The organism is Streptomyces sp. NWU339, assembly GCF_003143855.1.
GTDB lineage: Bacteria > Actinomycetota > Actinomycetes > Streptomycetales > Streptomycetaceae > Streptomyces.
On sequence record NZ_QFRK01000062.1, the window covers coordinates 1 to 25,308 of the forward strand.

Here is a 25,308-nt window from a genome sequence, read left to right on the forward strand (position 1 = left end):
GTGCGGGGCTGCTGCTGGGCTACTCCCGGGAGGCCGCGGCCCGGTACTCGTTCCTGCCGGCCATCCCCGCGGTCGTGGCCTCCGGCACCCTGGAACTGTTCAAGATCGGCGAAGGCCCGGCCCCGGCCTGGGACCCGACCCTGCCGGCCACCGGCATCGCCTTCGTGGTCGGCTACGCCGCCATCGCCTGGTTTTTGAAGTACATCTCGAACAACAGCTTCGCCCCCTTCGTGGTCTACCGCATCGTCCGCGGTGTGGTGATCGCGGTCCTGGTCACCGCCGGCGTGCCGGCCCCCGCCGCCGGCGCCGTCGAGTAGCCGCCCACCCCGTTCCCACCGACCCGCGCAGCACCCATCCGCCCCAGGAGCCCTCGCCCCATGACCACTCTCGCGCTCGGCCCCGCCTGGCTCGACCCCGACTACCTGATCTCGGCCTTCGGCCTGCTGGGCATCCTGGCGATCGTCTTCGCCGAGTCGGGCCTGCTGATCGGCTTCTTCCTGCCCGGCGACTCGCTGCTGTTCACCACCGGCCTGCTCGTGGCGGACCGGCAGTACCTCACACAGCCGCTGTGGCTGGTCTGCACGCTGGTCGTGGCGGCGGCCATCGCCGGCGACCAGGTGGGATACCTGTTCGGCCGCAAGGCCGGCCCCGCGCTGTTCCGCCGCCCCGACTCGAAGTTCTTCAAGCAGGAGAACGTGGCCAAGGCCCACGACTTCTTCGAGAAGTACGGGCCGCGCTCGATCGTGCTCGCCCGCTTCGTGCCCATCGTGCGCACCTTCACGCCGATCGTGGCCGGCGTGAGCCGCATGCACTACCGCACCTTCGTGGTCTACAACATCATCGGCGGCATCGCCTGGGGCTCGGGCGTCACCGTCCTCGGCTACTTCCTCGGGCAGGTCGCCTTCGTCAAGAACAACATCGAGGCGATCCTCGTCGGCATCGTCGTGGTCTCCGTCCTTCCGGTCGCGATCGAGCTGCTGAAGGCGCGGCGCAGTGCCCGCCGCGCGTCCTGACCGGCGGTCGGGGCCTGTATGGGGTTCATCGGGTGAGTCCAGCACGCCGACGTCAGCGCGGCGACGGCGTGCTGCACGCGTTCGCACTGGACCATCCCCTGTACGTGCGGGTGCTGCGGTTTCTGACCGATGTGGCCTGGGTTCCGATGATGCTGCGGCTGGTGGTCGCCGCCGTGGTCGTCGTGCTGCTGCGGCGCCGTGCTGTCCGGCGGCCGCGTGGGCGGCGGTCGCGATGACGGCGGTGGCGCTGACCTCGACGCTGCTGAAACTGGCGGTGGCCCGGCCGCGCCCGCAGCTGCCGGACCCGGTGGACCACGCCGCCGGCTATGCCTTCCCCTCGGGGCAGCGCTGACCGGGATGGTCGGATGCGGGGTGCTGCTCGTCCTGCTGCGGCCCGCGCTGCGCGGGGCCTGGCGAGCGGTGGCGTGGGGTGTGGCGGCGGTGACGGTGATCGGGGTGGGCTTCGCCCGCATCGCCTTGGGAGTGCACTGGGTCAGCGACGTGGTGGCCGGATGGCTGCTGGGCCTGGCGGTGCTGGCCACCACGGCCGCGGCCTTCCGTATCGGGTCCCCTGAGCGGGACTTGACCCGGGCTGCCGACACAGAGTGCGCGCGCTGACCGGCCGCCCCTTCCACGTCGGGCCGGTCGGCTTTGTGCCGGCCTACGCTGTCGCCTCTTTCAGGCGCATTCCGGCTGCCCTACCAGCGGGTTGGAACTCTGGACACCCGGGGCCGCTGGCCGCATCGTCCTCGGCGAGGATGCGATACACAGGGGCGACCGAGGGGTGTGCACCCTTGTTCTTACCCGAGGAGATGACCAACTTTGGGGCGAACTGCGGCTGGTGCGGCGGCGCCGGGCGTAGCCGACCAGCCCTCCGCCGACCGTGCCTCCTGCAAGACCGCCGGCGTTCCACTGCCCGAGGTGTCGTCGGCTGGTGTCGGATAGCGAGACTGTCTGCGGCTCGTGTGGGACACGCCTGGTCGACGGTGCCTGACCGCGCGGTGGCGTCTCACCCGCCAAGCTTCCGAGAGCCGATCAAGACTGCGGCGATGCCGACGAAGGCCAGGGTGGCCATCCGCTTGCGGTGCGGCTTCTCGCCCGGTGCGAGGCGGGTGGGTAAGGCGTTTGGCACGAGATCACCGACCACGCGCGTGGATGTGCTCGATGCGGGCGAGCTCACGTCCGTGAGCCGGCGGGCGCCTACGCGTGGCACACGCCGTGGTTGACCATCTGGGTGTGGCGTGCGACCACCGGGCGCGCGCTCTTGGCCAGGGACTTCACGAGCGGGTTGGTGCCCGAGGCGATCTGCTTGTCGATGAGCGCGAGGGTCTGCACGTGGGCGGGGTACTGGGCCTGGAGCCACGCGGCATCGTACGCGGACGTCCCGGCGAGGGCCTTGAGGGCGGCGGTCTGCCGCAGCTGCGCGCCCGTTTGCCCGTACGGCAGTGCCACGCCGAGTTGTGTCGCGGTCTTGACGACACCGGCATCAAGGGCGCGGTGGTCGCGGATGAAGTCGGCGCCGACCCGCTTGACGCAGGCGGTGGTCGCGGCGCTCTGAGCTTGCTGACTGGTCGTGATCTCCCACAGGTTTCCCTGGTGGGCTGCGGTCAGGAACTGCCTGTCCAGGGTGGAGACCGCCGACGGCGAGGATGACGACGAAGCGAGGGCCGGGGACGACGCGGCGCCCATGATGCACAGGGTGGCGGCGCAGACGGCGGCAAAACGGGCACGGGATCGAGTCGTGTACATGGGCCCTCCACAGGTCGCACGTGCAAGCCTCGGTGAAAACCCCATCCTCATTGCTCGAAGCGTGAGAAGCCGTACCTGTGCCATGGTCCACCCGGTCGAGGCCCTCGGCAACCGAGGACCCGGGCGCCTCTGTCAGCTTCGGTGGGTGGTCGGGCGTCGATCCTCGGCGGCCGACCGTACGACCTTCGGCACAGGCGAGCTGGGCTTCCACGGTGTCAGGGCGGGCGGGACCGATCCGGTTGGTGACGAGGACGCTGGCTCGGGGACGAGACCAAGGGCCGGGCCGCATTCGACGGGCGCGGAAGGAGCCGCTGCCGAACGGCAGACCGAGTGCGTAGTAGGCGTCGCCGTGGCCGTCGCCCCGCGGTTCGGCGGCTGGCTGGTGGCCGGCCGACTGGTCGGCATCATCGTCAACCTGCTGTCGATCCCCGATTACTACGACATCGCGCTGCGCGACTTCGGGCTTCTGCCCGGCGCGGTCGCCCTCGCGCGGCTCGCCCAGCGCTACCACGGCAAGCGGCAGCCGAGCTGAATTCCGCAGCGGACACATTGCGGCGAGGCGGGTGAGCGCCCGGGAGGCACCCGCCTCCCTTGCGTCCGTGACCTGCTGACGGCCGACGGACCGGTCGTGGCGTATCGGGCCTGGTGGGAGGGTGGTGTCATGGCAACCGTCAAGGGTTCGCCCCACACCGGCCGGCGTTCGTCGCCCGCCGCGGTGCCGCGGGCCGGCGGCTACGCGCCGCTGCGGGACTACGCGGTGATCGGCGACGGCCGCACCGCCGCCCTGGTCGCCCGCGACGGGTCGGTGGACTGGCTGGGATTGCCCGATCTGGATTCACCCGCCGTGTTCGCCGCGCTGGACGCCGCCCGAGGTGGCCGGTTCACCCTCGAACCCTCCGGGCCCTACCGGACGGAACGTCGCTACCTGCCCAGCACCAACGTGCTGGAGACGACCTTCGTCACCGGTCGCGGCACGGTGCGGGTCACCGACGCCCTCAGCTTGCACGACGACGCGGTACTCACGCCGATGAGAGAGCTGCTACGCCGCGTGGACGGGCTGTCCGAGACCGTGCCCATGAGGTGGAGCGTGCAGCCCCGCTTTGGCTACGGCACGCGGCGCACCCGGTTCACCCGGCGCGCCAGCGTCCCGGTGGCGACAGCTGGAAGGGACGCACTTGGAATCTGCGTCTGGGACGCGGGCAATCCTCAGTGCGACCGTGACGTCATCAGCGGCCACTTCGAGCTCGCCCAGGGCCGGCGGGCGATGATCGTGATGCCGTTCGCCGATCAGGAGCCGCTCGTCCTGCCCTCCCGCTCCGAGTGCGAGGCGCGCCTGGACAACACGTGTGCGGCCTGGCGGAGCTGGGCACATGACCGCCTGTACACGGGGCGGTGGCATCAGGCGGTGATGCGCAGCCTACTGGCGCTAAAACTGCTGGTCTACGCGCCCTCGGGTGCGGTCGCGGCCGCGGTGACGACCTCGTTGCCGGAGGAGATCGAGGGCGAGCGCAACTGGGACTACCGCTTCTCGTGGGCGCGCGATTCCGCCTTCGCCCTGGCCGCCTTCCTGCAGCTCGGCTGCCCCGCTGAGGCCCACGCCTACTTCTGGTGGCTGATGCACGCATCCCAGCTCACCCATCCCGACCTGCACGTGCTCTACCGCCTGGACGGCGGCCACCGCACCCCGGAGAGAACTCTGCCGTGGGAGGGCTGTCTCGGCTCGCGGCCGGTCCGGATCGGCAACGCCGCGGTCGGGCAGATCCAGCTGGACACCTACGGCGAGCTGCTGCAGACGGCCTGGCTGTATGCGCGGACCGCCGGGCATCTGGACGCCGACGTCGCGCGTCGTGTGGCGGAGCTGGCCGACTTGGTGTGCGCGACCTGGCAGCAACCGGACTCCGGGATCTGGGAGGTGCGCAGTCAGCCTGTCCATTTCACGCAGTCCAAGATGATGTGCTGGGTGGCGCTCGACAGGGCGGTGGATCTGGCCGAGCGGCGGCTGATCCCGGATCGGCACGCCGCTCGCTGGCGCGCCGGCCGGCGAGCGGTCCGCGAGTTCATCGACAGCCGCTGCTTTTCGCGGCCGCACGGCTGCTACATGCGGTCCGCCGAAAGCACGGACGTGGATGCTGCCGTGTTGCTCGGCCTGCTCTACGGCTACGGCGACGCAGGCGATCCGCGGCTGCGCGCCACGGTGGACGCCATCGATCGCAGGCTACGACATGGCCCGTACGTCATGAGGTATGCCGGTCACGACGGTGTCAGCGGCACGGAGGGGGCGTTTGTCGCCTGCTCGTTCTGGCTGGCGGAAGCCCTGGCCCGCACCGGACGGGTCGAGGATGCCACCCGGATGATGGACGACCTGGTCGGCCTCGCCAATGACGTCGGCCTTTACAGCGAAGAGATCGACCCAGCCACCGGCGCGTTCCTCGGCAACCTGCCCCAGGCATTGAGCCATCTCGCGCTCATCAGCGCCGCCTGCGCCATCGGCGCGGCCCGCACGGAGACGAACGCATGAACGCGGCAGGCATCGCCGCGGGCGGGTTCGTCGGGACGCTGCTGCGGCCCGGCGGTTCTTCCGCACACTGCTCAAGAAGACCCGCACGGTGCCGCGGGTGGTGGTCACCGACARGCTGCGCTCCTACGGCACGGCGCACCGCGAGGTGATGCCCTCGGTCGAGCACCGCTGTCACCAGGGCCTGAACAACCGGGCCGAGAACAGCCACCAGCCGACGAGGCAGCGCGAACGCRCCRTGAAGGGCTTCCGTTCCGTCGGCGGGGCCCAGCGGTTCCKGCCCGCGTTCAGCGGTATCTCGCCCCACTTCCGTCCTCACCGCCACCGGATGACCGCCTCCGACCACCGCGCCGAGATGACCGTCCGCTTCGCSATCTGGGAGCAGGTCACCGGCGTCGCCGGCCTGTCTGCCGCGGCCTGAGCACGGAGCGGAAGCTGGCCCCACCACACCCGACACACCGTCAGGCACTCACACCCAACAACGTGACAGCGCCCCGCTGACGCCGGACTCACGGACCGCCAACCAACTTGCGGAGCGGGTTTGGCCGGCGGTCTGCTTGCTCTGGGACCGAGCGGACTCAAAAGGTCCGCACTGCGTGTGAGCCGGCGGTAGCCAGAGGTTCCCGGCAAAGAGGTCGTGGAAGGCCGCCGAAGGCCCATGCCCCACTGTCTACCCGTCACGGTTTCCCTGCTGATCGGCTCCGGACGGGAACGGTAGTCGGCCAGTTTGACGTGACTGGTCGTCTTTTCCGCCGCCTCGCCGGCGGGCGAGGTACCAGCGTCGGCCGGTGGCAAAGGCGCGCCGTACCGTGCGTACCGCAGCGATCTGAGTGGCGAGATGGAGTTGATGGTGCCAGGGGTTCTGGCCACCGTGGCGTACCGACATGGCATGCGCGAACGCCACAGCCCCGCGGTCGACGTACTGGTCCAGGTGCTCGAACCACGCCATGCTCGTACGCGAGGCCGCCTGCACCGGATGGAGTTCCGCGCGGCGATGGCGGTCGTACTCCCGCAGCGCGTCCCCCACGTCAAGGTATTTCTGCAGGCTGTGTGCAAGGACGATCGCGTCGATGATCGCCAGTCTGGTGCCCGACCCCAGCGTGAAGTGGGTGGTGTGGGCAGCGTCGCCGACGAGCACCGTCGTGCCGTGGTACCAGGTCTTGTTGGTCACGTGCGCGAAGCGCTGCCAATGCGCCGGTGCACCCCGTGATCGGCTGATCAGGCGGTGGCCGTCGAGTGCGCGCTTGAAGATCTCCTCCAGCAGTCCCACTCCCTGGTCACGGCCGAGCACGTCGAGCCCCAGACCGTGCCAGGTCTGCGGTGAGCATTCGACGATGCAGGTGCTGATTCCCTCGACTGAGGGGTAGGCGTGAAACCAGATCCATCCGGCGGACGTCCGCTCGAAGCTGAACACGAAGCTGCGGAACGCCTGGTCCGTGCCGAGCCAGATGTAGGGATTGAGACCGACCTCGATGCGAGTTCCGAACGCTGGGCTCTGCCCCCGGATCCCGCTGTTCGCACCGTCGGCAGCAACGAGAAGGTCCGCTTCGGGAAGCGTCGAGAGATCTGCAACGCGGTGGCCGTACCGGACGTCGACGCCGAGCTGCACAGCACGCCGGGCCAGGACGTCGAGCAACGCAGATCGGCTCATGCTGTATCCGTACCCCCCGAAGTACGCCGTCTGCTCGCCGCCCGAGCCGTGCACACGCACCTCCTGGTCCTGCCACAGCACGGACCTGGCGGTGACCTCCCGGGCGCTTTCCGGATCGTTGCGATAGAGGACGTCCAACAGGTCGTCCCAGTACACGACGCCCCAGCCGTAGGTGGCCGCGGGCGGGTCACGGTCGTACACGGTGATCTCGTGCCCGGCATCGCGCAACTTGGCCGAGATCGCGAAGTACAGCCCTGCAGGCCCCGCACCGACGCACACGATCCTCACCGCTACACACCGCCCCGACTACCGGTCGGATGGGAGGCCCACCACTCCAGACGGGTCCGGATGCCCGAGATGTCCGGGCATCCGGATGCAGCACTCACAAAACTGCCGCAGGTTGGTCGCGAGCTCACTGCGCTGGAGCGTCAGTAGGCACGCCCGCCATCGCCGTGGTCACCACCGAAGCCGTGATCGAAGCCGTGGTCACCACCAAAGCCGTGATCGAAGCCATGGTCACCACCAAAGCCGTGATCGAAGCCGTGATCGAAGCCCCAGCCCCAGCCGGAGTGGCAGTGGTCTCCCCAACCCCAGCCCCAGCCGTCACCGAAGAAGCAGCGATCCCCCCGGGCCTTGCTGTCGTGGAAGGGAGCCGAAGCGACATGGGACGACGAGGGGGAAGCGGCCGCGCTGGCAGCGCCGGCTCCGGCCGCGATGGCAAGGATGGGTGCCGCGCAGACCGCAGCGGCTATTCGCCGCATCCTGCTCGTGGTTGCGCGCATGATGATGTCCCCCTTCCGGGGGTCGAAACAGGGATCTCGGGCACTCGGGGAGAACGCCCGTACGCGCCAGATCCTGCGCGCGGGTCTGACACGCGGTGACCCACCCGCCGGACGTACTGAAACATCGTCGCAGCAGTTTCCAGGCAGGCTTGCGGATCTTACCATTGACTACAAGGCGGGGCATACGGTACGAAACGCCCCGTTTCGATAAAAATAGAGCCATTTCCCGGGCAAAGTCAACGGGGTGCCAGTGGCTCACGAGGGAGGCATGCGGTGGACACTCCCAGGCCTCAGGACGGCCGTCAGAGCGCTCTGGCTCCTGAGTACGCCCGGCCCGACCGCATCACGCCCGACTCCCGGCGGCGCCGCCGGGAGTCCCACGAAGCCGTGCTCCGAGCCACGAAAGACCTCCTCGGCGAGGTCGGATACCAGCGGCTGGCCTTCGAAGGCGTCGCCCGGCGGGCCGGAGTCAGCAAGGCCACCATCTACCGGTGGTGGCCGAACAAGGCCGCACTCGTGATCGAGGCCCTCAGCGGGGAGGTCCCCCTGCCTCCCATCCACGAGACCGGCGACCTCGAAGCCGACCTGCGCACCGCCGTCCGTCTCACCATCGAGCTCGTCTCCGCCATGCCCACTTGCCTGATCCTCCCGGCGCTTCTCGCCGACGTGATCGAGGATCCCACCGGCACGGAAGCCTTCGCCGAGCTCATCGAACCCCGCCGCGCGTCGGTCGCGAACCTGCTGGAGCGGGCCCGCCTCGAAGGCCGGTTGCCGCCGGACACCGATACGTCACTGATGGTCGACATCTACTCCGGGACGGTCGTGTACCTGGCCGCGGTGAACCGCATACCGCCGGGCGAGGCGGTGGTGGACCAGCTCGTCACCCTCCTCCTGCACGGCCACCTCCCGGTCTCAAAAGGACCCGCCCCCGCAGACCGGGACGGATCGCCAGGCGGGTGAGCCGACCGCGCAGAAGTCGCCCCCTGCGGGGACGATCCCTGTCGATGGTGCCGTAGGCCGTACCGAGGACGCATGACGAGGGACGACGCCGCAGCATACGGGATGACCTCATCCAGCTCCCTGACCAGCCAAGGTATTACTGCATCAGCAGGGCTTGACCGAGTGAGGTTTTCTCAACGACATGATCTCGTGGGGTGACTCGGCCCAGAGGATCCCGCGAGCCGCGATGAGTCCTGCGGCGTCCGGCGGTCATCTTGTCGAACCCGGTACCGAGGAGGACTCCTGATGCGCAGCGTGACCTCTTCGATGAGCGTCTCGCTTGACGGCTACATCGTCGGGCCGGACGGCGGCTTCGACTGGACGGCGCCCGACGAGGAGGTCTTTCGCTTCTGGATCGACGAGATTCGACAGGTCGGCGTCCACCTGTTGGGACGACGGCTGTACGAGACGATGCTGTACTGGGAGACCGCCGACCAGGATCCAGCGCTCGACGACTCCATGCTCGAGTGGGCCTCACTCTGGAAGCCGCTGCCCAAGGTGGTGTTCTCCACCACGCTGTCGGCGGTGCGGGGCCATGCCCGCCTGGCCTCCGGCGGTCTGGCGGAGGAGATCGAGCGGTGGCGAGCCGAGCCGGGGGAGGACGAGATCGCGATCGGCGGCGCGACCCTCGCCGCCGAGGCGGCCGCATCGGGTCTGATCGACGAGTACCGGGCCATGGTCTACCCGGTGCTGGTGGGCGGTGGCATTCCGTTCTTTCCCCAGTGCGAGCGCCGGGCGGATCTCGAACTCGTCGAGACCCGCACCTTCGGCTCGAGAGTCGTCTACCTCCGCTACCGCGTGGCGCGTTAGCCGGCTCGTCCGCCGAGCCCTGGGAGGAACGGGCCGGCCAGTGACGTCTTCTCAGCGGTAATCACTTCCAGTGTCCGTTGAGGGCGAGGGCAGCGCGGGCAATGTCTCCGATCCGGCTGGGGCTGAGGGTGACGTGTTGCGGGGTGCGCCGGCGCTGCTTGAGCTCGGCTGCGGCGCGTTCGCCGAGAGCTCGGATGCCTCTGATCAGGTTGTTCGTGGTGCGTGTGTCGGTGTGCAGGGCCTGTTCGGACCGGCCCTTCGGGCGGCGGGCCGGGAGGAGGATGCCGATGCCAGCGCCGATGCGGCCCTTGTCGGCCAGGGTGGGCAGGCCGTCGGCCGCCGCCTTGTACAGCGTGGGGAGCGCGTGGAGGCGGGCGGCGGTGATGTCGGGGGCGGAGCCAGGGTCGACGTCAAAGGCCCGCAGCGGGGTGCCGTCGGGGCCGCCAGAGACTGCACGTTGCCGCCGAATGCCTTGTGTCTCTGGCTGAACCACCAGTCGTTGCCGTTGTCCCGGACGCCGGCGATGCGGTCCGTTTCGGTGAGCGTGCCGTCGAGGATCACGTGGGTCATGCCCGCGTCGGCAGTGGGCCAGGACCTCGTGCAGGTTGGAGGCCCGAGCGGCGAGGACGTCGATACCTTCGTGCAGGTAGCGGTAGCCGGTGGCCTGGGAGACGCCGGCGTCGCGGGCCAGGCAGTGGACGCAGTCGTGCTCGCGGAACCAGTGCAGGACCAGTACGGCCTGGCGGAACGGACCGAGCGCGCGGCTGCCGCGCGGGGTGCCGATTCAGCGGCGGCGCGCGGCCAGCAGACGCGAGAGGTGGTCCACGACGTGGCGCGGGACGTCGAGCGTGGCGTCATGGGTGACCAACGTGAAGCCTCTGGTGGTTACGGACATGATCTTGTGGTGAGACCTGTCCTACCAGGGGCTTTACGTCTGTCCGCAGCCAGGTACAGCCCGTCCGGCCCGCTCACGCACGGGATGGCTCGCACCCCTTCGCGTGGATCATTTCGCTGAGAAAACGTCACTCACCGTGCCCGCCGCAGCGAGCCGGACGAGCAGACATCCCAGGTCGCCCACCTGCGACACGGAATATCCTTGGGGGGATTCTGGGGAGGATGGGCGGCGCTGGGGAGCACGTGGGGAGAATCGACTGCGTAACGCAGCACAATCCTGAAAGACACTGAAAGACTCATCTGCCCAGCTCAGATACGGTATTGGGCACATCACCGCAGGTCAGCTTCATCAGGTAGACAACTTGAGGACGTAGGTGCGGAGGTCGTCGCCCTCGACCAGTCCCGGCAGCGAGCCGCCCTCGCGCAGGGGCGTGATGTAGCGCGTGGCGGTGACCTCGGTCAGTGTTTTCCCCACCTGACCAGGTGGGGCCGGGGCGTTTCGACCGGCGTGCCGGTCCCGCTGCCTTCCGAGCATCCCGTCGATGGTGGCGCGCCCCTCGCTTGTGGTCTCCGGCATGGAGTGAGCATAGTAACCGAGCGTGACAGTCGGCGCGGGCGGTGCTCGTCTCCGTGCGGCAGTACGGCAGTACGTCCCGTCACGCCGACAGCGAAACGACAGTTGTGCCTTACGCCCCTCCGACCGGGCGCGGGTCAAGCTCTCTGCACGGCCTGAACGACGTGGGCCCGCCGACCGTACCTCTTGCCAGATCACGCAACCTCCCCGGAAGGGACACACCCGCATGACCAGCGCATCGCATCAGCTCGCATCGGGGCCTGCCCGTCGTACCGTCGTGGCGGCGGCCGGAGCGGCGGGCCTCGCCGTCGCGCTGACCGCCTGCGGAGGCTCCGACGACGCCTCCGACTCGTCCGCGGGCTCCGGCGCGTCCAGCGGCCCTCAGGACAACAACGAGACGAGCAGCGGAGGTTCGGGCGGCGGCAACGCGGCCGGGGCCGAGCTCGCCGCGGTCGCCGACATCCCCGAGGGCGGCGGGAAGGTCTTCGCCGACAGCAAGGTGGTGGTGACCCAGCCGACGGCGGGCGAGTTCAAGGCGTTCTCGGCGACCTGCACCCACCAGGGGTGTGCGGTGAAGAGCGTCGCCGACGGAGTCATCAACTGCCCTTGCCACAACAGTAACTTCTCGATCACCGACGGCAGTGTGCAGGGCGGCCCGGCGACCGCGCCGCTGCCGTCCGTGGAGATCACCGTCAGCGGGGACTCGATCAGGCTCGCGTGAGCCTGGTCCATGTGAGAAAAGAGGGACCGCATGACCGCCACGCAGCGCCGGGGCCGGAAGATCATGATGACGCCGGGCGAGCTGGACGACTTCCTCACCGTTCAGCGCACCTGTCGGGTCGCCACGGTGTCGGCCGACGGCGCGCCGCATGTGAGCACGCTCTGGTTCGCCTGGGACGGCGTCTCACTGTGGCTGTACTCCGTGGTGCGCTCCAAGCGCTGGGCCGAGCTGCGCCGGGACCCGCGGGTGGCGATCGTGGTGGACACCGGCGAGGAGTACGACGAACTGCGCGGTGCGGAGCTGTCCGGGCGGATGGAGTTCGTGGGCGAGATACCGCGCACCGGCGAACTCCGCGCCGAACTCGACGTTCCCGAGACCCTGTTCGCGCGCAAGAACTTCGGCCTGGACGAGATGCCGCACGACGGTCGGCACGCCTGGATGCGACTGACCCCGGAGAAGATCGTGTCCTGGGACTTCCGCAAACTGGGCGCTCGCCAGGTGGGCTGACCTGAGGGGCCGTCCGTACGCGAGGTCCTGTACGAAAGGTCCTATACGTACGTCCTGGACTCCGGTGTGTCCGGTCCGATCGCCGCGGTGACCGCCTTGCTCAGGGGGCCGATCTCGTCCCCCGTGAGCGTCGACACGGTGATGCGGATGCCCGGCGGTGCGCTCATCCGGAAGCGGGCGCCGGGGGCCACCGCCCAGCCCGCGTGCAGCAGCCGTGCGACGGCGTCGGTCTCGTCCGGCACCGGCACCCACACGTTCATACCGCTGCGCCCGTGCGCCGTGACCCCCTGCCGGGCCAACGCCTCGATCAGGGCGTCCCGGCGCCGCCCGTACTCCGCCGCCACCGCGCCCGGGTCCACCGCGCCGCCGGTCCACAACCGGAGCACCGCGCGCTGGACGGTGCGGCTGACCCAGCCCGGCCCGAGCCGCTGCCGCCCGCGCACCCGGTCGAGGGTGACCGCGTCCCCGGTGAGCACGGCGAGCCGTAGGTCGGGGCCGTACGCCTTGGCCGCCGAACGCACGAAGGCCCAGCTACGGGTGGGGCCGGCGAGGGGGTGCAGGGGCAGGTCGACGATGTGGTGCCCGTGGTCGTCCTCGATCAGCAGCGTCTCCGGGTGGTCCGCGAGCACCGCCCGCAGGGCACGCGCGCGCGTTGCGCTCAGTGCGGCCCCGGTAGGGTTCTGCGCCCGGTCCGTCACGATCAGCGCACGCGCCCCGCCCGTCAGCGCACGCCGTACGTCATCAGGGAGCGGCCCCTCGTCGTCGACACCGACCGGGACGGTCCGCAGCCCGAGCGCCGGGACGAGGTCCAGCACGCTTCCCCATCCCGGGTCCTCCACGGCGACCGCGTCCCCCTGCTTGAGGTGGGCCGCGAGCACCCGCTCCACGGCGTCCAGGGCACCGGAGGCAACCGCGACGGGGCCGTCGGGAACGCCATCGGCGTCCAGCCAGGCGCGTGCGTGCCGCGTCAGTCCGGGCTCCACGGGAGCGTGCCCGTAGAGCACGGGCTCCCGGTCCCCCTGCCCGGCCGCGGCGGCGAAGGCCTCGGCCAGCGGGGGCAGCAGCGCGGGATCCGGGTTGCCGTCGGACACGTCCCGTACGCCCGGCGGCACCTCCACCCGGATGAAGTCGCGCGCCGTCGTGGCCGGTTTGGGCCGCACCCGGCTCCCCCGCCGGCCCGCGGTCTCGATCACCCCGCGCTCGCGCAGGGTCCGGTACGCGGACGCGACGGTATTGGGATTCACCCCGAGCCGTTCCGCCAACTCCCGCATCGGAGGCAGGAGTTCACCCGGCCTGAGGTCCCCTTCACCCACCGCGCGCTCAATGTTCGCCGAAATCTCCGCTGCGCGCCGCCCACTGATCCGATACTCTCCTAGCACAAAGTCTATTATGCACTAGTGCAATGGAGAACGCCATGCAGGGGCCCCGGCCGCCGCAGCAGCCCACCACCAGCTACCCACCCACCGAGCGCACCGTCCCCACCCGCTCCCCCCACCGCGCCGCGTACGACAAGGAGCTGGTGCACGCGATACTCGACGAGGGGTACGTCTGCCACCTCGGTTTCGTCCGCGACGGCGCGCCGGTGGTGCTGCCCACGCTGTACGCCCGGGTCGGCGAGCGGCTCTACGTGCACGGTTCGACGGGCTCCCGCCCGCTGCGCGCGGCGGGCGGGGCCGGGTCCGGCCTCCCGGTCTGTCTGACCGTCACCCATGTGGACGGGCTGGTGCTGGCCCGCTCCGCCTTCCACCACTCGCTCAACTACCGCTCCGTGGTGGTGCACGGCCTCGCGCACGACGTGACCGACCCCGAGGAGAAGCGGCGGTCGCTGGACGCCCTGGTCGATCAGGTCGTCCCCGGCCGTGCCGCCGACTCCCGCCCGGCCGACAAGAAGGAGCTGGCCGCCACCGCGGTGATCCGTCTCGACCTGACCGAGGTCTCCGCCAAGCTCCGCACCGGCGGCGTCAACGACGAGCCGGAGGACCTCGCTCTCCCCCACTGGGCGGGCATCGTCCCCCTGAGTCGCGGCTACGGCACCCCGCTCGCCGACCCCGGTCTGGCCCCCGGCACGGAGCTGCCGGAGTATCTGGCGGCCCTGTGACCCCGCGCCGCATGGGGACCCAGGGCCCCGCCGTCACGCCGGTACCGCGTCGTCCTCCGTCCTGCGGGCCCGGGCGAGCCGTGCCTCGCCCACCGCGAGCCCCGCGACCGCGCCCAGCATCAGCAGGGTGCCGACCAGCGTGGCCGGGGTGAACCGCTCCCCGAGCAGGGCGACGGCGAGCACCGCCGCGCTCACCGGCTCCAGCAGCATGATCACGGACACGGTGGCCGACCGTACGACGGCCGCGCCCGCGAAGTACAGGCCGTAGGCGAGAGCGGTCGGGACCGCTGCGCTGTATGCCACGAGGCACAGCAGCAGACCGGGGCCGCCCGTGTGCGGGACCAGCCCTTCGACCGCGGCGAACGGCAGCAGCAGCACACTCGTGACGGCGAACGCCCCGACCGTCGCGCCGGAGGCGTCCAACCCGCCGTCCCGCCCCCACCAGCGGGTGAGCAGCGTCATCGCGGAGTAGCCCGCCGCGGCCAGGAGCGCGAGCAGCACGCCCCACAGGTCCACGACCGCCTCCCCGCCGCCGAGGATGAGGACGACGAGCCCGGCGAGCGCCCCGGCGACGGCGGCGCTCCCGCCCCGGCCGAGCCGCTCCCCCAGGAGCAGCCGTGCGCCGAGCGCTATCAGAACGGGTCCCGCGCCGAGGGTGACGACGGTGGCCACGGCGAGTCCGGTGGCGGCGACGGCGGCGAAGTAGGCCGTCTGGAACACGCCGAGCGCGACCCCGGTGGCCACGGCCCGCCACACCCTGCGGCCCAGGGGCCCGGGCACGGTCCGGGTGCGCGGAAGCAGCGCCCGGGCCCCGAGCAGCAGTACGAGTCCGGCCGCACAGCGCCAGAAGGAGAGGGCGACCGGGCCCATGTCACTGACCCGGTAGACCAGCGACGCGGCAGCGCCGGCGGTGCCCCAGGCGACACCGGCGACGATCAGATAGAGCAGGCCTCGCCCGACGGGCAGGCCGGATACGGCGTTCGACACGTGTTCTCTCCGCAGGTGCACACAGATACGCGCGGGTACGCACCACTCAAGGCGGTGCACGCACTGCGCGAAAGGAAGGAAGGAAGCCCCAGATCAGGTCCGGGTCGAGCCGGGTCGACGGGGTCCGCGGACTGCGTCTGCGGGCAGCACCGCAAGGCCCGGCGGCGCGCCGGGCGAAGGGAGCTGTGGACCCGCCTCAGGCGGCGGGAGGCGGAAGAACGAGTGCGCGCGCATGCATGATCAGCACCTTAGGCGGCAGTTCCGGGCGTGGACAACTCCCTTTCGGGCCCTCCGCTCGCCACCGGTCCCTCGGAGTTCCTGGCCGGCGCGGAGGACTGGGCGATGAACGCGCCCGCCAGCACCACCGCACCGCCCACGAGCTGCGGCGCCGACAGGTGTTCGCCGAGGAGAACCCAGGCCAGCACGGTGGCGATGACCGCTTCGAGGCAGGCCACGACCCCCGCGACCTGCGGCGAGAGCCGCCGCACCGAGAGCACTCCGGTGCCGTACGCGACGACCGTGGCGACGAGGACGATCCAGGCCAGCAGCACGAAGGCCGCGACCGAGGTGCCGTCCATGCTCGCGTTGCCGCCGAGCACCGACCAGTCCATGGACCACGGACGGGCGACGAGGGTGAGTACGGCGGCGCCGACGAGCAGGCCGTAGGCGATCACCCCGAGCGGGTCCGGCGCCCGGTCGCCGTGGTCGCTGCCCTGGTCGGACAGGACGAAGTACCCGACCTGACAGCAGGCGGCGCCGAGCGCGAGCGCCAATCCGAGGACGTCGAAGCCGAGGCCCGACCACACCTCCACGACGCAGGCCAGTCCGCCCACCGCCAGGACCACACCGACCGCCGCCGCCCGGGTCACCGGCCGCCGCTGGACGAACCGCACCCAGCCGAGGACGAGCGCGGGCGCGAGATACTCGACGAGCAGTGCGACGCCGACGGGGATACGGGAGATGGCCGCGAAGTAGCAGGCCTGGACGCCGGCGACGGCGAACAGTCCGAACCCCGCGAGCAGCGCCGGATGGCTGCGCAGCAGCCCCCGGTGGCGCACCGCCAGCGGCAGCAGGACCAGGGCCGCGCCCGTCACCCGCAGCCAGACGACGTGCAGCGGGTCCAGTCCCGCCTCGATCAGCGGTTTGGCGGCGACACCGGATCCGCCGAAGGCCACCGCGGACAACAACGCGAGGCCGAGCCCCACGCCTTTCCCACGGGTGCCCAGGGTGTTCCGGGTGCTGACAGAGGTAGACACCGGCACATGATGTCAGGCGTCGACAGGAGCGTCATCCCCATGGCTCCTGTCTCACTTGCTGGACGGTGGCTCCCTCCGTTTTCAGTGAGCCGGGTCGCCGGTCCACGTCTCGAGCCGGGCGAGCAGGGCTCGGGAGTCGATCCCGGCGCGCTCGAGCACCTCGACGGCACGGGCCTGCGGGTCCACGATGATCGCCGCGAGCAGGTCCACGCCACATGGCGTCCCCTCGCGGCGTGCCGCACGTTCGCGGGCGTACGCCATACCGGCCGCGGCGAGCGGCGAGAAACCGGCGGCCTCCGTCACCACCGGGACCGCATCGGAGTCCTCGACGGCGCTCTGCCAGCGCAGGCCGTAGCCGATGCTGCGCTGGACCAGATAGCCGAGCAGCCGGGCGGTCTGCGGGCCCTCGCCGAAGACCGCGCGCACCTCGGCATCGGACTCCAGCAGCGAGTGCAGCAGATGGGCGGTGTCGATCTGCCGGTCCGCGTCCCTGAGCGCCCTGCGGCGGGCACCGGCGACCACCGCCGCCAGCTCCGCACCGGGTCCGGCGCCGTGGTCCGCGTGGCGAACGCCCTGCTCCTGGGCCTCGTGGGCCGACTGCCGGGGAATACGGGATTGCACATCCTCCACCCCATCAGCCCCGCAGGTCCGGGGCATCCCCGGCAGGGAGCATCTTCCTGTCCCACGGGAAGTGGACACGCCGGGCCTGACTCTCCTCCTTGAGAAGGAGAGTCAGGCTGTTCTCCTCAGGTTCCCTCAGTTTTCCTCAGGGCCGCGCCCTCGTCCTCAGTCGTCGTCGGCGAGGATCAGGTACAGCTTCTTGCGGGCTTCGTTGATGACGGTGAGCGCCTTCTCCCGCTGCTCCTTGCTGCCGGTCTTCCAGACCTGCCCGAAGGCCTCCATCAGACCGAACCCGGCCTGCCGGATCTCGCTCAGCGCCTCCCAGTCGACCCCGCGCGAGGCCTCTTCCCAAGGTGCCTCCGGGCCCTCCTCGGCCGCCGTGCGACCGGTGTCGGTGAGCGCGAACAGCTTCTTGCCGCCCTCGGACTCGCTGGCGATCAGCCCCTCGTCCTCCAGCAGCTGCAGGTTGGGGTACACCGAGCCGGGGCTGGGCTTCCACGCCCCGCCACTGCGCTCGGCGATCTCCTGGATCATCTCGTAGCCGTGCATCGGGCGATCCTTCAGCAGGGCGAGGATCGAGGCCCGCACGTCACCGCGCCGTGCCCTTCCCCGCGGCCCGCCACGCCCTCGGCCACCGCCCCAGGGGCCGTGCCCGAAACCCGGGCCGAAGCCGGGGCCACCGGGCCCCGAGGGACCGAAGGGCCCGAACGCGGCCCGCAGCCGCTCGAAGTCGCTCCGGACGTCCCGCGGACCGCCCTGGCCGTGCTCGCAACCATGGGTACGCATCGCAACCACTCTCCATTCCATCGTTGACCTGTCGCGATATCTCAACGATATATCGGTGAGTTTCGCTGGACAACCCCTCGACCGTCCGTTGTTGTCCCGTCTCACTCAATCGAGTCGTTTTCTCAACGAACCGAGTCGTTCGGGCTTCTGTCTCAGCGAACCTAGTCGCGCGGTTGAGCGCGCTGGGGGTGCTGGATGGCTGTACCGGCTGGGGTGGATCACGCGGGGCCGTGTGTCGATTTGTCGTACGTGGACGCGATGCACGGGCGTCGTCGCCGTCCGCTACGGGACTGCGTGACGGGCCGGTTCGAGGATGTCCCTCCCGTGCGCACATTTCGCTGGTCGCGCGGTGAGCGTCACTTCCCGGGCTGGTACTGGGCGGCGACGACCGGGCGGCACGTCGGCTTCGAATCGTGGCTGGAGCGGGACCGGCTGCTGCTGATGGATTTCGACCCGAGCGTGGTGGGAATTGGCTCGCAGCCGTTCTGGCTGCACTGGCATGACGGCGAACGGGAGCGTCGGCACGCCCCGGACTACTTCATCCGCCGCGCGGACGGCTCGGCGGTGGTCGTCGATATCCGCGCGGACGAGCGGATCGAGCCGCAGGACGCCGAAGCGTTCGAGGTGACGCGCCTGCTCTGCGCCCAGGCTGGGTGGAGATTCGAGCGGCTGGGGACACCGGACGCGGTGCTGCTCGCGAATGTCCGGTGGCTGTCGCGCTACCGGCACCCACGGTGTCTGCACGACCCGGCCGCGGCCCGGCTCCGGGAGGTCTTTGCAACCCCAAGACCACTCATGGTGGGGGCAGATGCGGCCGGGGATCGGTTGTCGATGCTGCCCGTGCTGTTCCACCTCCTCTGGCTCCAAGAACTGACCGCCGAGGACATGACGGCCGAGTTGCTGGGGCCGCGCACGATCGTGCACTTGGCCAGCGGAGTCGGTCGGTGACCGGGAAGAGGCGGGTGCCACCGACCTCCCGGATCGGGGAGTTCCCCGAGGCTGCCGCTGAACAGGCCCGCTGGTGGGAGAGGCACATCCTGGAGGTCTTGCACGGCCTGCCGCCCGATGCTCCGGAAGGGACCAAGCCGCGGCCGGAGTTCGATCCGAAACGCTGTTCGCTGGCCCAGCGCGAACGGGCCAAGGCTGCCGAGCTGACGGCGGCCGGGCATCAGGTATCGGCCAGCGGCATCAAGCAGCGGCGCCAGCGCTACCAACAAGATGGGCTGGTCGGGCTTGCGGATGGCCGGTCGGCCAAGCAGATGCAGGCCTTCGGCCAGGTCGACCCGGCTGTGGTGGAAGCCATGCGACAGGCGATCGCCGAGACCGCCGACGCGTCGTCGAGGACTATCGGCTTCATCATCTGGCGGACCAAGCAGCTCCTGTCCGATCGGGAGGAGACCGCCGAGGTTGAGCTGCCGTCTCGGGCCACGCTCTACCGGCTGTTCGACAGGCTCGCCGCCGGCACCCACGCCACTGGGTCGGCCCGCACCCGCCGCTCTGTCGGAGCGCGGCCCTCCGGGCCATTTGGCGAAGTGCCGGCCAGTGCGCCCGGCGAACTGATGCAAATCGACTCCACGCCGATGGACGTGCTGGTGCGGCTGGATGACGGCGTCGCCGAGAAGGTCGAGCTGACGGCCATGGTCGACATCGCCACCAGGTCGATCACCGCAGCGGTGCTGCGGCCCTCCACGAAGGCCGCGGACGCCTCCGCGTTGCTGGCTCGCAGTGTTACCCCGGAGGCGATGCGTCCAGGCTGGGCGGAAGCCCTACGGATGTCCCGGTCAGCATTGCCGCACCGGCGACTGCTGAGCATCGACGAGCGACTGGAACACGCGGCCGCCCGCCCGGTGATCGTGCCGGAGACGATCGTCTGCGACCACGGCAGCGTGTTCATCTCGCATGCTTTCAGGGCGTCCTGCCGATACCTGGGCATCAACCTTCAGCCGGCGCACAAGGCGACGCCGACCGACAAGGGCACGATCGAGAAGACCCTGGGCTCCGTGGCCACGCTGTTCGCCCAGTTCGTCGTGGGATACACCGGCTCGACGACGGACCGCCGCGGCCGTGGCCTGGAAGACGGGCCGCTGTGGTCGCTGCCCGAACTCCAGAACCTCCTCGACGAGTGGATCATCGCCGTTTGGCAGACCAGGCCCCACGACTCTCTGCGCGACCCTGACGCACCGGCGCGGGCGTTCTCACCGAACGAGAAGTACGCCACGCTGCTTGAATTCTGCGGATACGTCCCAGTGCCGCTCGGCGGCGAGGACTACGTCGAGCTGCTGCCCGAACGCTGGCAGGCGATCAACGCCTACGGCATCCGCATCAGGCACCGCACCTACGACAGCGCGGAGTTGAACCCGCTGCGCCGCCAGCGCTCGGGGGTGACGGCGAAGAAGGGCCTGTGGGAGGTCCACTATGACCCCTACGACGTGTCCCGGATCTGGGTACGCGACGCCCGCGCCGATCGGTGGATCACCGTGTTCTGGAAGCATCTCCACCGCGTCGGCGTCCCCTTCGGTGAGTTGGCCTGGGACCACGCTCGCGCCCAGGTTCCCGGTGGCACCGAGGAACAGATCGCGGATGCGGCCGCGGCTCTGCTGCGGCGGGCCCACGACGGTCCTGCTGCAGAACAGGACCGTCCGGCCAAGCGTTCGCGGCGTGACCGCCGCGTCGCCGCTCGTACTCGGGCCACGTCGACCAACCGCTCGGTCCCAGATCCACCCGTCATCGAGCCGCATTGCAATGACGCGCCTGACATCGAGCTTGCCGATGTCATCCCGCTGGGCCTGTTCGACCCGCTCGCCAACCCTTGGAGGCACACGTGACCCCCTCCTGCCCAGCGGCCGGCCCGACAACGGTGCGGCAGGCCGACGCCGAGGCCGACCGGCAGCTGACCACTCTGGTTGGCTGGCGGAGGTTCGTCGACGGCCCACCCCCACCCCCGAACCGGCTGTCCCCGGGCGAACTGCAGCGGTTGTCACTCACCGAGCGGGATCTCTACGACGAGGACCGCCTCCACCATCACGCTCGGATGCTCACGGTCTCCACATCGTTCGTTGAGAAGACGCGGATCTGTGGCCGTCGCCTGGTCCTGTTGAACAGGCATGCGATCAGTGCCCGCCGAGGACTGATGGTCTCGGGACTGCCCGGCACGGGCAAGACCAGTGCCATCGCGCAGCTCGGCCGTGCTCACGAGCTTCTCGACCGGGCCCGTCACCCGACGATTGCCGACCGTATTCCCGTGCTCTACATCACCGTTCCGCCAGCTGGGACCGCCCGCATGGTTGCAGCAGAGTTCGCCCGCTTCTTGGGCCTTCCGGTCCGTGGCCGCTCGAACATGACCGACATCATCGAGGCGGTGGTGGGTGTCTGCACCGACACGCGCACCGGGCTCGTCCTGGTCGACGAGATCCACAACATCTCGCAGAGGACCCAGGCCGGAGCCGAGGTTTCCGACACCTTGAAGTATTTCTCCGAGCGCATCCCCGCCACCTTCGTCTATGCGGGAATCGACCTGGAGTCCAGCGAACTATTGGTCGGCACTCGAGGCGCCCAGATCGCGGGCCGCTTCACTCTCGTTCCAACCGGCCCCTTCCCCTATGGCGAGGAGTGGAAGGGCCTGATCGCGACCATGGAAGAAACCCTGATCCTGCACGACCATCCGTCGCGCAGTCTGCTCAAACTCGACCGCTACCTCTACAACCGCACCGACGGGATGATCGGCGCGCTGTCCCACGTCATCCGGGGCGCCGCGATCGACGCGATCCTCAACGGCACCGAGCGTGTCACCAAAGAGGGGCTCGACGTCATCCCTCTGGACTATGCGGCAGAGTCCACGCGCCCCACACCGAAGCCTGCCAGGCAGCGATGATCGAGATCACACCCCCTCGTCTACCGATCTACGTTCGCCCCGCCGACGGCGGCACCTTCGACGCCTACATCCGGCGCCTTGCGGCAGCGAACCATATCCCGCCCGCCGAACTGCGCTCCCACCTCTGCGCTGCCGGCTCCTCGGGTCCTCCTCTCCTTGAAAGACTGGCCGCCGTGACCGGCCGCGCGCTCACTGACCTTCAGCGGGCTCTGGTCGACATGCAATGTGGCATCTGCCGCCAACCCCTTCCGGCCAGAACCAACAAGGGACGGCCAGCACAGTGGTGTTCCGGGAAGTGCCGCATCATCGCCTTCCGGAGACGAATCCCGCTCTCCCACGGCGGTGTCCTACGGCACGCTCGCTACACAGCGCCATGCATCCAGTGCGAAACCATCGTGGAACGCAACCGTCCGTTCCGTTGGTGCTCCGAACATTGCAGACAGGCTACCTACGAGACACGTTGGGCCAACGGACACTGCGGGCGCTGCGATCGAGTACTGAAAGGCAAGACCGACCGCCGGTCCGAACTCGGGCGCCCACGGCTCTGGTGCTCAGCAGCCTGCCGCGTCGCAGCCCACCGGGAACGCCTCAGAGTGCTCCCAGACCCCGGCCCTTCACACAAGCTCGATGCCTGATGCCGCCTCTTCCCCGCACCATCCTGCTCTTTCACGACGAGACCCCGGACTCCTTCCTCAGCCGCCTTGCCACCGCCCCACAAGGTCACGCGGAGTCCTCCGACTCACCGTCATCATCCGCCGAGGGGCGAAGACGGCGACGCGCCGCTTCCAGGCGCTCCGAGTAGTCCGCTGCAAAGATTCCGGGAAGCGCCTTGTCCAGTGTTCCCGCGAGCCGGTGGATCGGAGCCCACACCGCTGCATCGTCCACAAGACGGCTGAGGTCCGTCATCTGCACCCGCTCCAGCCAGTCCGACAGGACCAGGGCCTCATCCGGAGTGAGCTTGATGGTGATCTGCTCGTCGTCCACAGCCCGACCATAGTTCCAGCCATGCCGCCCTGGCGCTGGAAATCCCATGGCCCTCGACTGTCAGATCAGCCAAGGTGCAGTGGTGAGCACCGAAGAGAGTCCCGTCGAACACGAGGACCGATGGGTCCTGAACCTTCGTGCGATGAGCGTCACCAAGATCACCGTGGACTTTCGGCTCGTGCTGGCCCTCGACTCGGACTGGGAAGTCGCATTGGAAGCACCCGTCGACCTCTCGCACGGGACAGCCCGCGCCAACCCGTCCGTGCTCCTGAATCCGGAATCGCAGGACGTCGCGGGGGCACTCGCACTCTTTGGAGCGAATGTCCTGTCGGCGGTCGCGTTCAAGTCCGGCACCCTGCGTCTCGTTTTCGACACAGGCCACCATCTGACCTGCTCGTCCGATCCGTCCTTCGAAGCGTGGCAGGTCACGGGCCCAAGGGGGTGGCGCTTTGCATCACTGCCTGGAGGCGACCTCGCCGTCTGGACTGGCTCAGGAACGAGCGAGTCGTAACTTCGAAACACGCGATGCGGCGGGCACGAGACTTGCGGTCTGTCTCAACGAACCGAGTCCACGCGTCTCACTCAATCCAGTCCACGCAGGTCAGCGAGATGCGGACGACTAACTTCGCTGAGACAGGACAGCCGGGCAGAGGGACCCGTACGGCCGGTCCAACGCGCCTGAATTGGCCTTGGCCCGCGACTTTGCTCGGCCCGTACCGTCAGGGCATGCGCATTCGAATCGTCGACGCCTTCACCGACCGGCCCTTCTCCGGCAATCCCGCCGGGGTCCTGCTTCTGGACACGGAGGCGTTCCCGGACGACACCTGGCTCCAGAACGTCGCCCTGGAGGTCAACCACGCCGAAACCGCCTTCGCGCACCCGCTGCCCGCGGGCGGCACGGCCGACTGGGCGCTGCGCTGGTTCACCCCCGCCACCGAGGTCGCGATGTGCGGCCACGCGACCCTGGCCACCGCGCACGTCCTGCACACCACCGGCACCCACGAGGGGCCCGTCCGGTTCGCCACCCTCAGCGGTGTCCTCGTCGCGACGCCGTCCGAGGACGGCTCCGTGACCCTCGACTTCCCCACGGCGCCGCTCACCCGGCTCGACATCCCCGAGGGAGTCGCCGACGCACTGGGCACCGAACCGCTCACGGCCTTCGACACCGGCCCGAACGTCGGAGACCTGCTGGTCGAGGTCGCCGACGAGCGGACCGTCCACGCCCTGCGGCCCGACCTGAAGGCCCTCGGCGCCCACTCCGAGCGCGGCGTCATCGCCACCGCCCGCGCAGCGGACCCGTCCGGGGACTACGACTTCGTCTCCCGCTGCTTCTTCCCGAACGTCGGCATCGACGAGGACCCCGTCACCGGAAGCGCCCACACCGCGCTGGCCCCCTACTGGTCCGAGCGTCTCGGGCGCCCCGGCCTCACCGGCCTCCAGGCCTCGCCCCGCTCCGGCCGCGTCCGTACGGAGCTGTGCGGCGAGCGCACCTTGCTGGGCGGGCGGGCGGTGACGGTCATCGAGGGCGAGCTCCTGGCCTGACCGGGCGCCGGAACGGCGAAGGGGCGTAACGGCACGGCCGGTACGCCCCTTCCCGGTCTCCGGGTCGTTCAGGCCGTGGGCAGCCAGCCCACCTTGCCCGCGAGCAGCGCGTACCCCACGAACGCACCGATGTCGAGCAGCGTGTGCGCGACCACCAGGGGCCCCACCCGGCCCCAGCGGCGGTAGAGGTACACGAACACCACGCCCATGACCATGTTGCCGACGAAACCGCCGATGCCCTGGTAGAGGTGGTACGAACCGCGCAGCACCGAACTCGCCGCCATCGCGGCGCCCGGTGTCCAGCCCAACTGCTCGAGCCGGCGCAGCAGGTACGCGAGGACGATGACCTCCTCGAGGATCGAGTTCTGCAGTGCCGAGAGGATCAGCACGGGGAACTTCCACCACACCTCGGGCAGCGCCTCGGGCACCACGGTGAGGTTGAAGCCGAGCCCGCGCGCGGCCAGGTAGAAGGCGATGCCGCTGCTGCCGATGACCGCCGCGACCACCGCCCCGCGGGCGAGGTCGGACCAGGGCCGGGTGCGGTCGAACCCGAGGACGCGCAGTCCCGCGCCTTCGCGCAGCAGGAAGTGGGCGACGAGCGCGACGGGAACGAGCGCGGTGGTGATCCCGAAGAGCTGCCAGGCCAGGTCGAGCCAGGGACGGCCCGGTGCGGCCGAGGCGTTGAGGGTGGCCGCCTGGTCCTTCAGGCCGCCCGGGCGGGTGACCGAACCGATGAAACTGATCAGCGCGGACACTCCGCTCGCGCCGAGCGACACCGCGAGCACGAGCAGCGTCTCGTCGCGGAGCATCGTCCGCGTGAGCCGCCGCTGAGGATACTCATCGGCCCGCGGGCCCGCCTCCGCCTGCACAGCTGCCTCCACATCACCGATCCGTCCGATCAGTATGAGGGCAGCGTCCGAAGGCCCGACGGGCGGTCCTCGGCGGTCC

26 protein-coding genes and 3 pseudogenes are annotated in these 25,308 nt (G+C 69.9%); 17 read left to right on the forward strand and 12 right to left on the reverse strand.

What is annotated here, in order from left to right:
- From DIZ27_RS38390 to DIZ27_RS38400, 4 genes are all read left to right on the forward strand, one after another.
- The coding region (locus DIZ27_RS38390) for an undecaprenyl-diphosphate phosphatase (protein WP_309074966.1) at positions 1–317 on the forward strand (317 nt) is incomplete at its 5' end.
- A 60-nt stretch (positions 318–377) separates the two neighbouring features.
- Positions 378–1,013: a DedA family protein gene (locus tag DIZ27_RS38395; protein ID WP_109383000.1), complete on the forward strand. Its 636-nt coding sequence runs from the start codon at positions 378–380 to the stop codon at positions 1,011–1,013.
- 32 nt (positions 1,014–1,045) lie between these two features.
- Complete coding sequence (locus DIZ27_RS45340; protein ID WP_146229067.1) at positions 1,046–1,249, forward strand: hypothetical protein; 204 nt, start codon at positions 1,046–1,048, stop codon at positions 1,247–1,249.
- A 121-nt stretch (positions 1,250–1,370) separates the two neighbouring features.
- Entirely contained in the window at positions 1,371–1,631 is a 261-nt protein-coding gene (locus DIZ27_RS38400) for a phosphatase PAP2 family protein (RefSeq protein ID WP_109383001.1), read from the forward strand.
- A 582-nt stretch (positions 1,632–2,213) separates the two neighbouring features.
- On the opposite strand, the gene DIZ27_RS38405 is transcribed toward DIZ27_RS38400, so the two are convergent.
- Complete coding sequence (locus DIZ27_RS38405; RefSeq protein WP_181383905.1) at positions 2,214–2,762, reverse strand: DUF4142 domain-containing protein; 549 nt, start codon at positions 2,760–2,762, stop codon at positions 2,214–2,216.
- Positions 2,763–3,090: 328 nt separating this feature from the next.
- Here DIZ27_RS38405 and DIZ27_RS38415 point away from each other — a divergent pair.
- From DIZ27_RS38415 to DIZ27_RS38425, 3 genes and pseudogenes are all read left to right on the forward strand, one after another.
- A pseudogene (locus DIZ27_RS38415) lies at positions 3,091–3,294 on the forward strand (hypothetical protein); the annotation flags it as partial.
- A gap of 129 nt (positions 3,295–3,423) precedes the next feature.
- Positions 3,424–5,280 (forward strand): glycoside hydrolase family 15 protein, encoded by a 1,857-nt coding sequence (locus DIZ27_RS38420; RefSeq protein WP_109383003.1) that lies wholly within the window; start codon positions 3,424–3,426, stop codon positions 5,278–5,280.
- A 28-nt stretch (positions 5,281–5,308) separates the two neighbouring features.
- Positions 5,309–5,698, forward strand: a pseudogene (locus DIZ27_RS38425) (DDE-type integrase/transposase/recombinase); the annotation flags it as partial.
- A 249-nt stretch (positions 5,699–5,947) separates the two neighbouring features.
- On the opposite strand, the gene DIZ27_RS38430 reads toward DIZ27_RS38425, so the two are convergent.
- Positions 5,948–7,084, reverse strand: a complete 1,137-nt coding sequence (locus DIZ27_RS38430) for an FAD-dependent monooxygenase (protein WP_219933700.1) — start codon at positions 7,082–7,084, stop codon at positions 5,948–5,950.
- Between the two features lie 272 nt (positions 7,085–7,356).
- Complete coding sequence (locus tag DIZ27_RS38435) at positions 7,357–7,710, reverse strand: hypothetical protein (protein ID WP_109383005.1); 354 nt, start codon at positions 7,708–7,710, stop codon at positions 7,357–7,359.
- Between the two features lie 273 nt (positions 7,711–7,983).
- On the opposite strand from DIZ27_RS38435, the gene DIZ27_RS38440 reads away from it, so the two are divergent.
- Both DIZ27_RS38440 and DIZ27_RS38445 read left to right on the forward strand, forming a co-directional pair.
- Complete coding sequence (locus tag DIZ27_RS38440; protein ID WP_109383006.1) at positions 7,984–8,670, forward strand: TetR/AcrR family transcriptional regulator; 687 nt, start codon at positions 7,984–7,986, stop codon at positions 8,668–8,670.
- 285 nt (positions 8,671–8,955) lie between these two features.
- Positions 8,956–9,519, forward strand: a complete 564-nt coding sequence (locus DIZ27_RS38445; protein ID WP_109383007.1) for a dihydrofolate reductase family protein — start codon at positions 8,956–8,958, stop codon at positions 9,517–9,519.
- Between the two features lie 61 nt (positions 9,520–9,580).
- Here DIZ27_RS38445 and DIZ27_RS38450 read toward each other — a convergent pair.
- Both DIZ27_RS38450 and DIZ27_RS45345 read right to left on the reverse strand, forming a co-directional pair.
- Positions 9,581–10,387, reverse strand: a pseudogene (locus DIZ27_RS38450) (transposase family protein).
- Positions 10,388–10,762: 375 nt separating this feature from the next.
- Positions 10,763–10,990, reverse strand: coding sequence for a hypothetical protein (locus tag DIZ27_RS45345; RefSeq protein WP_146229068.1), 228 nt, complete (start codon positions 10,988–10,990; stop codon positions 10,763–10,765).
- A 223-nt stretch (positions 10,991–11,213) separates the two neighbouring features.
- Here DIZ27_RS45345 and DIZ27_RS38455 point away from each other — a divergent pair, with 223 nt between their 5' ends.
- Complete coding sequence (locus DIZ27_RS38455; RefSeq protein ID WP_109383008.1) at positions 11,214–11,708, forward strand: Rieske (2Fe-2S) protein; 495 nt, start codon at positions 11,214–11,216, stop codon at positions 11,706–11,708.
- Between the two features lie 30 nt (positions 11,709–11,738).
- Entirely contained in the window at positions 11,739–12,215 is a 477-nt protein-coding gene (locus DIZ27_RS38460; protein ID WP_109383009.1) for a pyridoxamine 5'-phosphate oxidase family protein, read from the forward strand.
- Between the two features lie 41 nt (positions 12,216–12,256).
- Here DIZ27_RS38460 and DIZ27_RS38465 read toward each other — a convergent pair whose 3' ends face one another.
- Positions 12,257–13,594, reverse strand: coding sequence for an aminotransferase class I/II-fold pyridoxal phosphate-dependent enzyme (locus DIZ27_RS38465; RefSeq protein WP_109383010.1), 1,338 nt, complete (start codon positions 13,592–13,594; stop codon positions 12,257–12,259).
- Positions 13,595–13,629: 35 nt separating this feature from the next.
- Here DIZ27_RS38465 and DIZ27_RS38470 point away from each other — a divergent pair, with 35 nt between their 5' ends.
- Positions 13,630–14,313: a pyridoxamine 5'-phosphate oxidase family protein gene (locus tag DIZ27_RS38470; protein ID WP_109383011.1), complete on the forward strand. Its 684-nt coding sequence runs from the start codon at positions 13,630–13,632 to the stop codon at positions 14,311–14,313.
- Between the two features lie 33 nt (positions 14,314–14,346).
- On the opposite strand, the gene DIZ27_RS38475 is transcribed toward DIZ27_RS38470, so the two are convergent.
- The 4 genes from DIZ27_RS38475 to DIZ27_RS38490 form a co-directional block, all read right to left on the reverse strand.
- The gene (locus DIZ27_RS38475; RefSeq protein WP_109383012.1) at positions 14,347–15,300 is read right to left on the reverse strand and encodes a DMT family transporter; all 954 of its coding nucleotides are present in this window, start codon (positions 15,298–15,300) and stop codon (positions 14,347–14,349) included.
- A 248-nt stretch (positions 15,301–15,548) separates the two neighbouring features.
- Positions 15,549–16,562: a DMT family transporter gene (locus tag DIZ27_RS38480; protein WP_109383013.1), complete on the reverse strand. Its 1,014-nt coding sequence runs from the start codon at positions 16,560–16,562 to the stop codon at positions 15,549–15,551.
- A 75-nt stretch (positions 16,563–16,637) separates the two neighbouring features.
- Positions 16,638–17,177, reverse strand: coding sequence for a Clp protease N-terminal domain-containing protein (locus tag DIZ27_RS38485; RefSeq protein WP_258308752.1), 540 nt, complete (start codon positions 17,175–17,177; stop codon positions 16,638–16,640).
- Between the two features lie 165 nt (positions 17,178–17,342).
- Complete coding sequence (locus DIZ27_RS38490) at positions 17,343–17,963, reverse strand: PadR family transcriptional regulator (protein WP_258308753.1); 621 nt, start codon at positions 17,961–17,963, stop codon at positions 17,343–17,345.
- Between the two features lie 195 nt (positions 17,964–18,158).
- Here DIZ27_RS38490 and DIZ27_RS38495 point away from each other — a divergent pair, with 195 nt between their 5' ends.
- From DIZ27_RS38495 to DIZ27_RS38505, 3 genes are all read left to right on the forward strand, one after another.
- The gene (locus DIZ27_RS38495; protein ID WP_109383016.1) at positions 18,159–18,911 is read left to right on the forward strand and encodes a TnsA-like heteromeric transposase endonuclease subunit; all 753 of its coding nucleotides are present in this window, start codon (positions 18,159–18,161) and stop codon (positions 18,909–18,911) included.
- A gap of 353 nt (positions 18,912–19,264) precedes the next feature.
- Positions 19,265–20,788, forward strand: coding sequence for a Mu transposase C-terminal domain-containing protein (locus DIZ27_RS38500; protein ID WP_258308756.1), 1,524 nt, complete (start codon positions 19,265–19,267; stop codon positions 20,786–20,788).
- Positions 20,785–21,834, forward strand: a complete 1,050-nt coding sequence (locus DIZ27_RS38505) for an ATP-binding protein (RefSeq protein WP_181383906.1) — start codon at positions 20,785–20,787, stop codon at positions 21,832–21,834. Before DIZ27_RS38500 ends, DIZ27_RS38505 begins: the two co-directional genes overlap by 4 nt.
- Positions 21,835–22,554: 720 nt before the next feature.
- Here the strand turns inward: DIZ27_RS38505 and DIZ27_RS38510 are convergent.
- Positions 22,555–22,818, reverse strand: coding sequence for a hypothetical protein (locus DIZ27_RS38510; RefSeq protein ID WP_109383019.1), 264 nt, complete (start codon positions 22,816–22,818; stop codon positions 22,555–22,557).
- Between the two features lie 82 nt (positions 22,819–22,900).
- On the opposite strand from DIZ27_RS38510, the gene DIZ27_RS38515 reads away from it, so the two are divergent.
- Positions 22,901–23,329 (forward strand): DUF6188 family protein, encoded by a 429-nt coding sequence (locus tag DIZ27_RS38515; protein ID WP_146229069.1) that lies wholly within the window; start codon positions 22,901–22,903, stop codon positions 23,327–23,329.
- A 215-nt stretch (positions 23,330–23,544) separates the two neighbouring features.
- Positions 23,545–24,360, forward strand: a complete 816-nt coding sequence (locus tag DIZ27_RS38520; RefSeq protein WP_109383036.1) for a PhzF family phenazine biosynthesis protein — start codon at positions 23,545–23,547, stop codon at positions 24,358–24,360.
- 68 nt (positions 24,361–24,428) lie between these two features.
- Here DIZ27_RS38520 and DIZ27_RS38525 read toward each other — a convergent pair whose 3' ends face one another.
- Entirely contained in the window at positions 24,429–25,229 is an 801-nt protein-coding gene (locus DIZ27_RS38525) for a CPBP family intramembrane glutamic endopeptidase (protein WP_109383021.1), read from the reverse strand.
- Positions 25,230–25,308: the final 79 nt, after the last annotated feature.

Bases quoted from the DNA above. Each gene is read 5' to 3' on its own strand.
- DIZ27_RS38395 (WP_109383000.1), top strand. From the start codon at position 378: ATGACCACTCTCGCGCTCGGCCCCGCCTGGCTCGACCCCGACTACCTG.
- DIZ27_RS38400 (WP_109383001.1), top strand. From the start codon at position 1,371: ATGGTCGGATGCGGGGTGCTGCTCGTCCTGCTGCGGCCCGCGCTGCGC.
- DIZ27_RS38405 (WP_181383905.1), bottom strand. From the start codon at position 2,762: ATGTACACGACTCGATCCCGTGCCCGTTTTGCCGCCGTCTGCGCCGCC.
- DIZ27_RS38420 (WP_109383003.1), top strand. From the start codon at position 3,424: ATGGCAACCGTCAAGGGTTCGCCCCACACCGGCCGGCGTTCGTCGCCC.
- DIZ27_RS38435 (WP_109383005.1), bottom strand. From the start codon at position 7,710: ATGCGCGCAACCACGAGCAGGATGCGGCGAATAGCCGCTGCGGTCTGC.
- DIZ27_RS38445 (WP_109383007.1), top strand. From the start codon at position 8,956: ATGCGCAGCGTGACCTCTTCGATGAGCGTCTCGCTTGACGGCTACATC.
- DIZ27_RS45345 (WP_146229068.1), bottom strand. From the start codon at position 10,990: ATGCCGGAGACCACAAGCGAGGGGCGCGCCACCATCGACGGGATGCTC.
- DIZ27_RS38455 (WP_109383008.1), top strand. From the start codon at position 11,214: ATGACCAGCGCATCGCATCAGCTCGCATCGGGGCCTGCCCGTCGTACC.
- DIZ27_RS38460 (WP_109383009.1), top strand. From the start codon at position 11,739: ATGACCGCCACGCAGCGCCGGGGCCGGAAGATCATGATGACGCCGGGC.
- DIZ27_RS38470 (WP_109383011.1), top strand. From the start codon at position 13,630: ATGCAGGGGCCCCGGCCGCCGCAGCAGCCCACCACCAGCTACCCACCC.
- DIZ27_RS38490 (WP_258308753.1), bottom strand. From the start codon at position 17,963: ATGCGTACCCATGGTTGCGAGCACGGCCAGGGCGGTCCGCGGGACGTC.
- DIZ27_RS38495 (WP_109383016.1), top strand. From the start codon at position 18,159: ATGGCTGTACCGGCTGGGGTGGATCACGCGGGGCCGTGTGTCGATTTG.
- DIZ27_RS38500 (WP_258308756.1), top strand. From the start codon at position 19,265: ATGCGACAGGCGATCGCCGAGACCGCCGACGCGTCGTCGAGGACTATC.
- DIZ27_RS38520 (WP_109383036.1), top strand. From the start codon at position 23,545: ATGCGCATTCGAATCGTCGACGCCTTCACCGACCGGCCCTTCTCCGGC.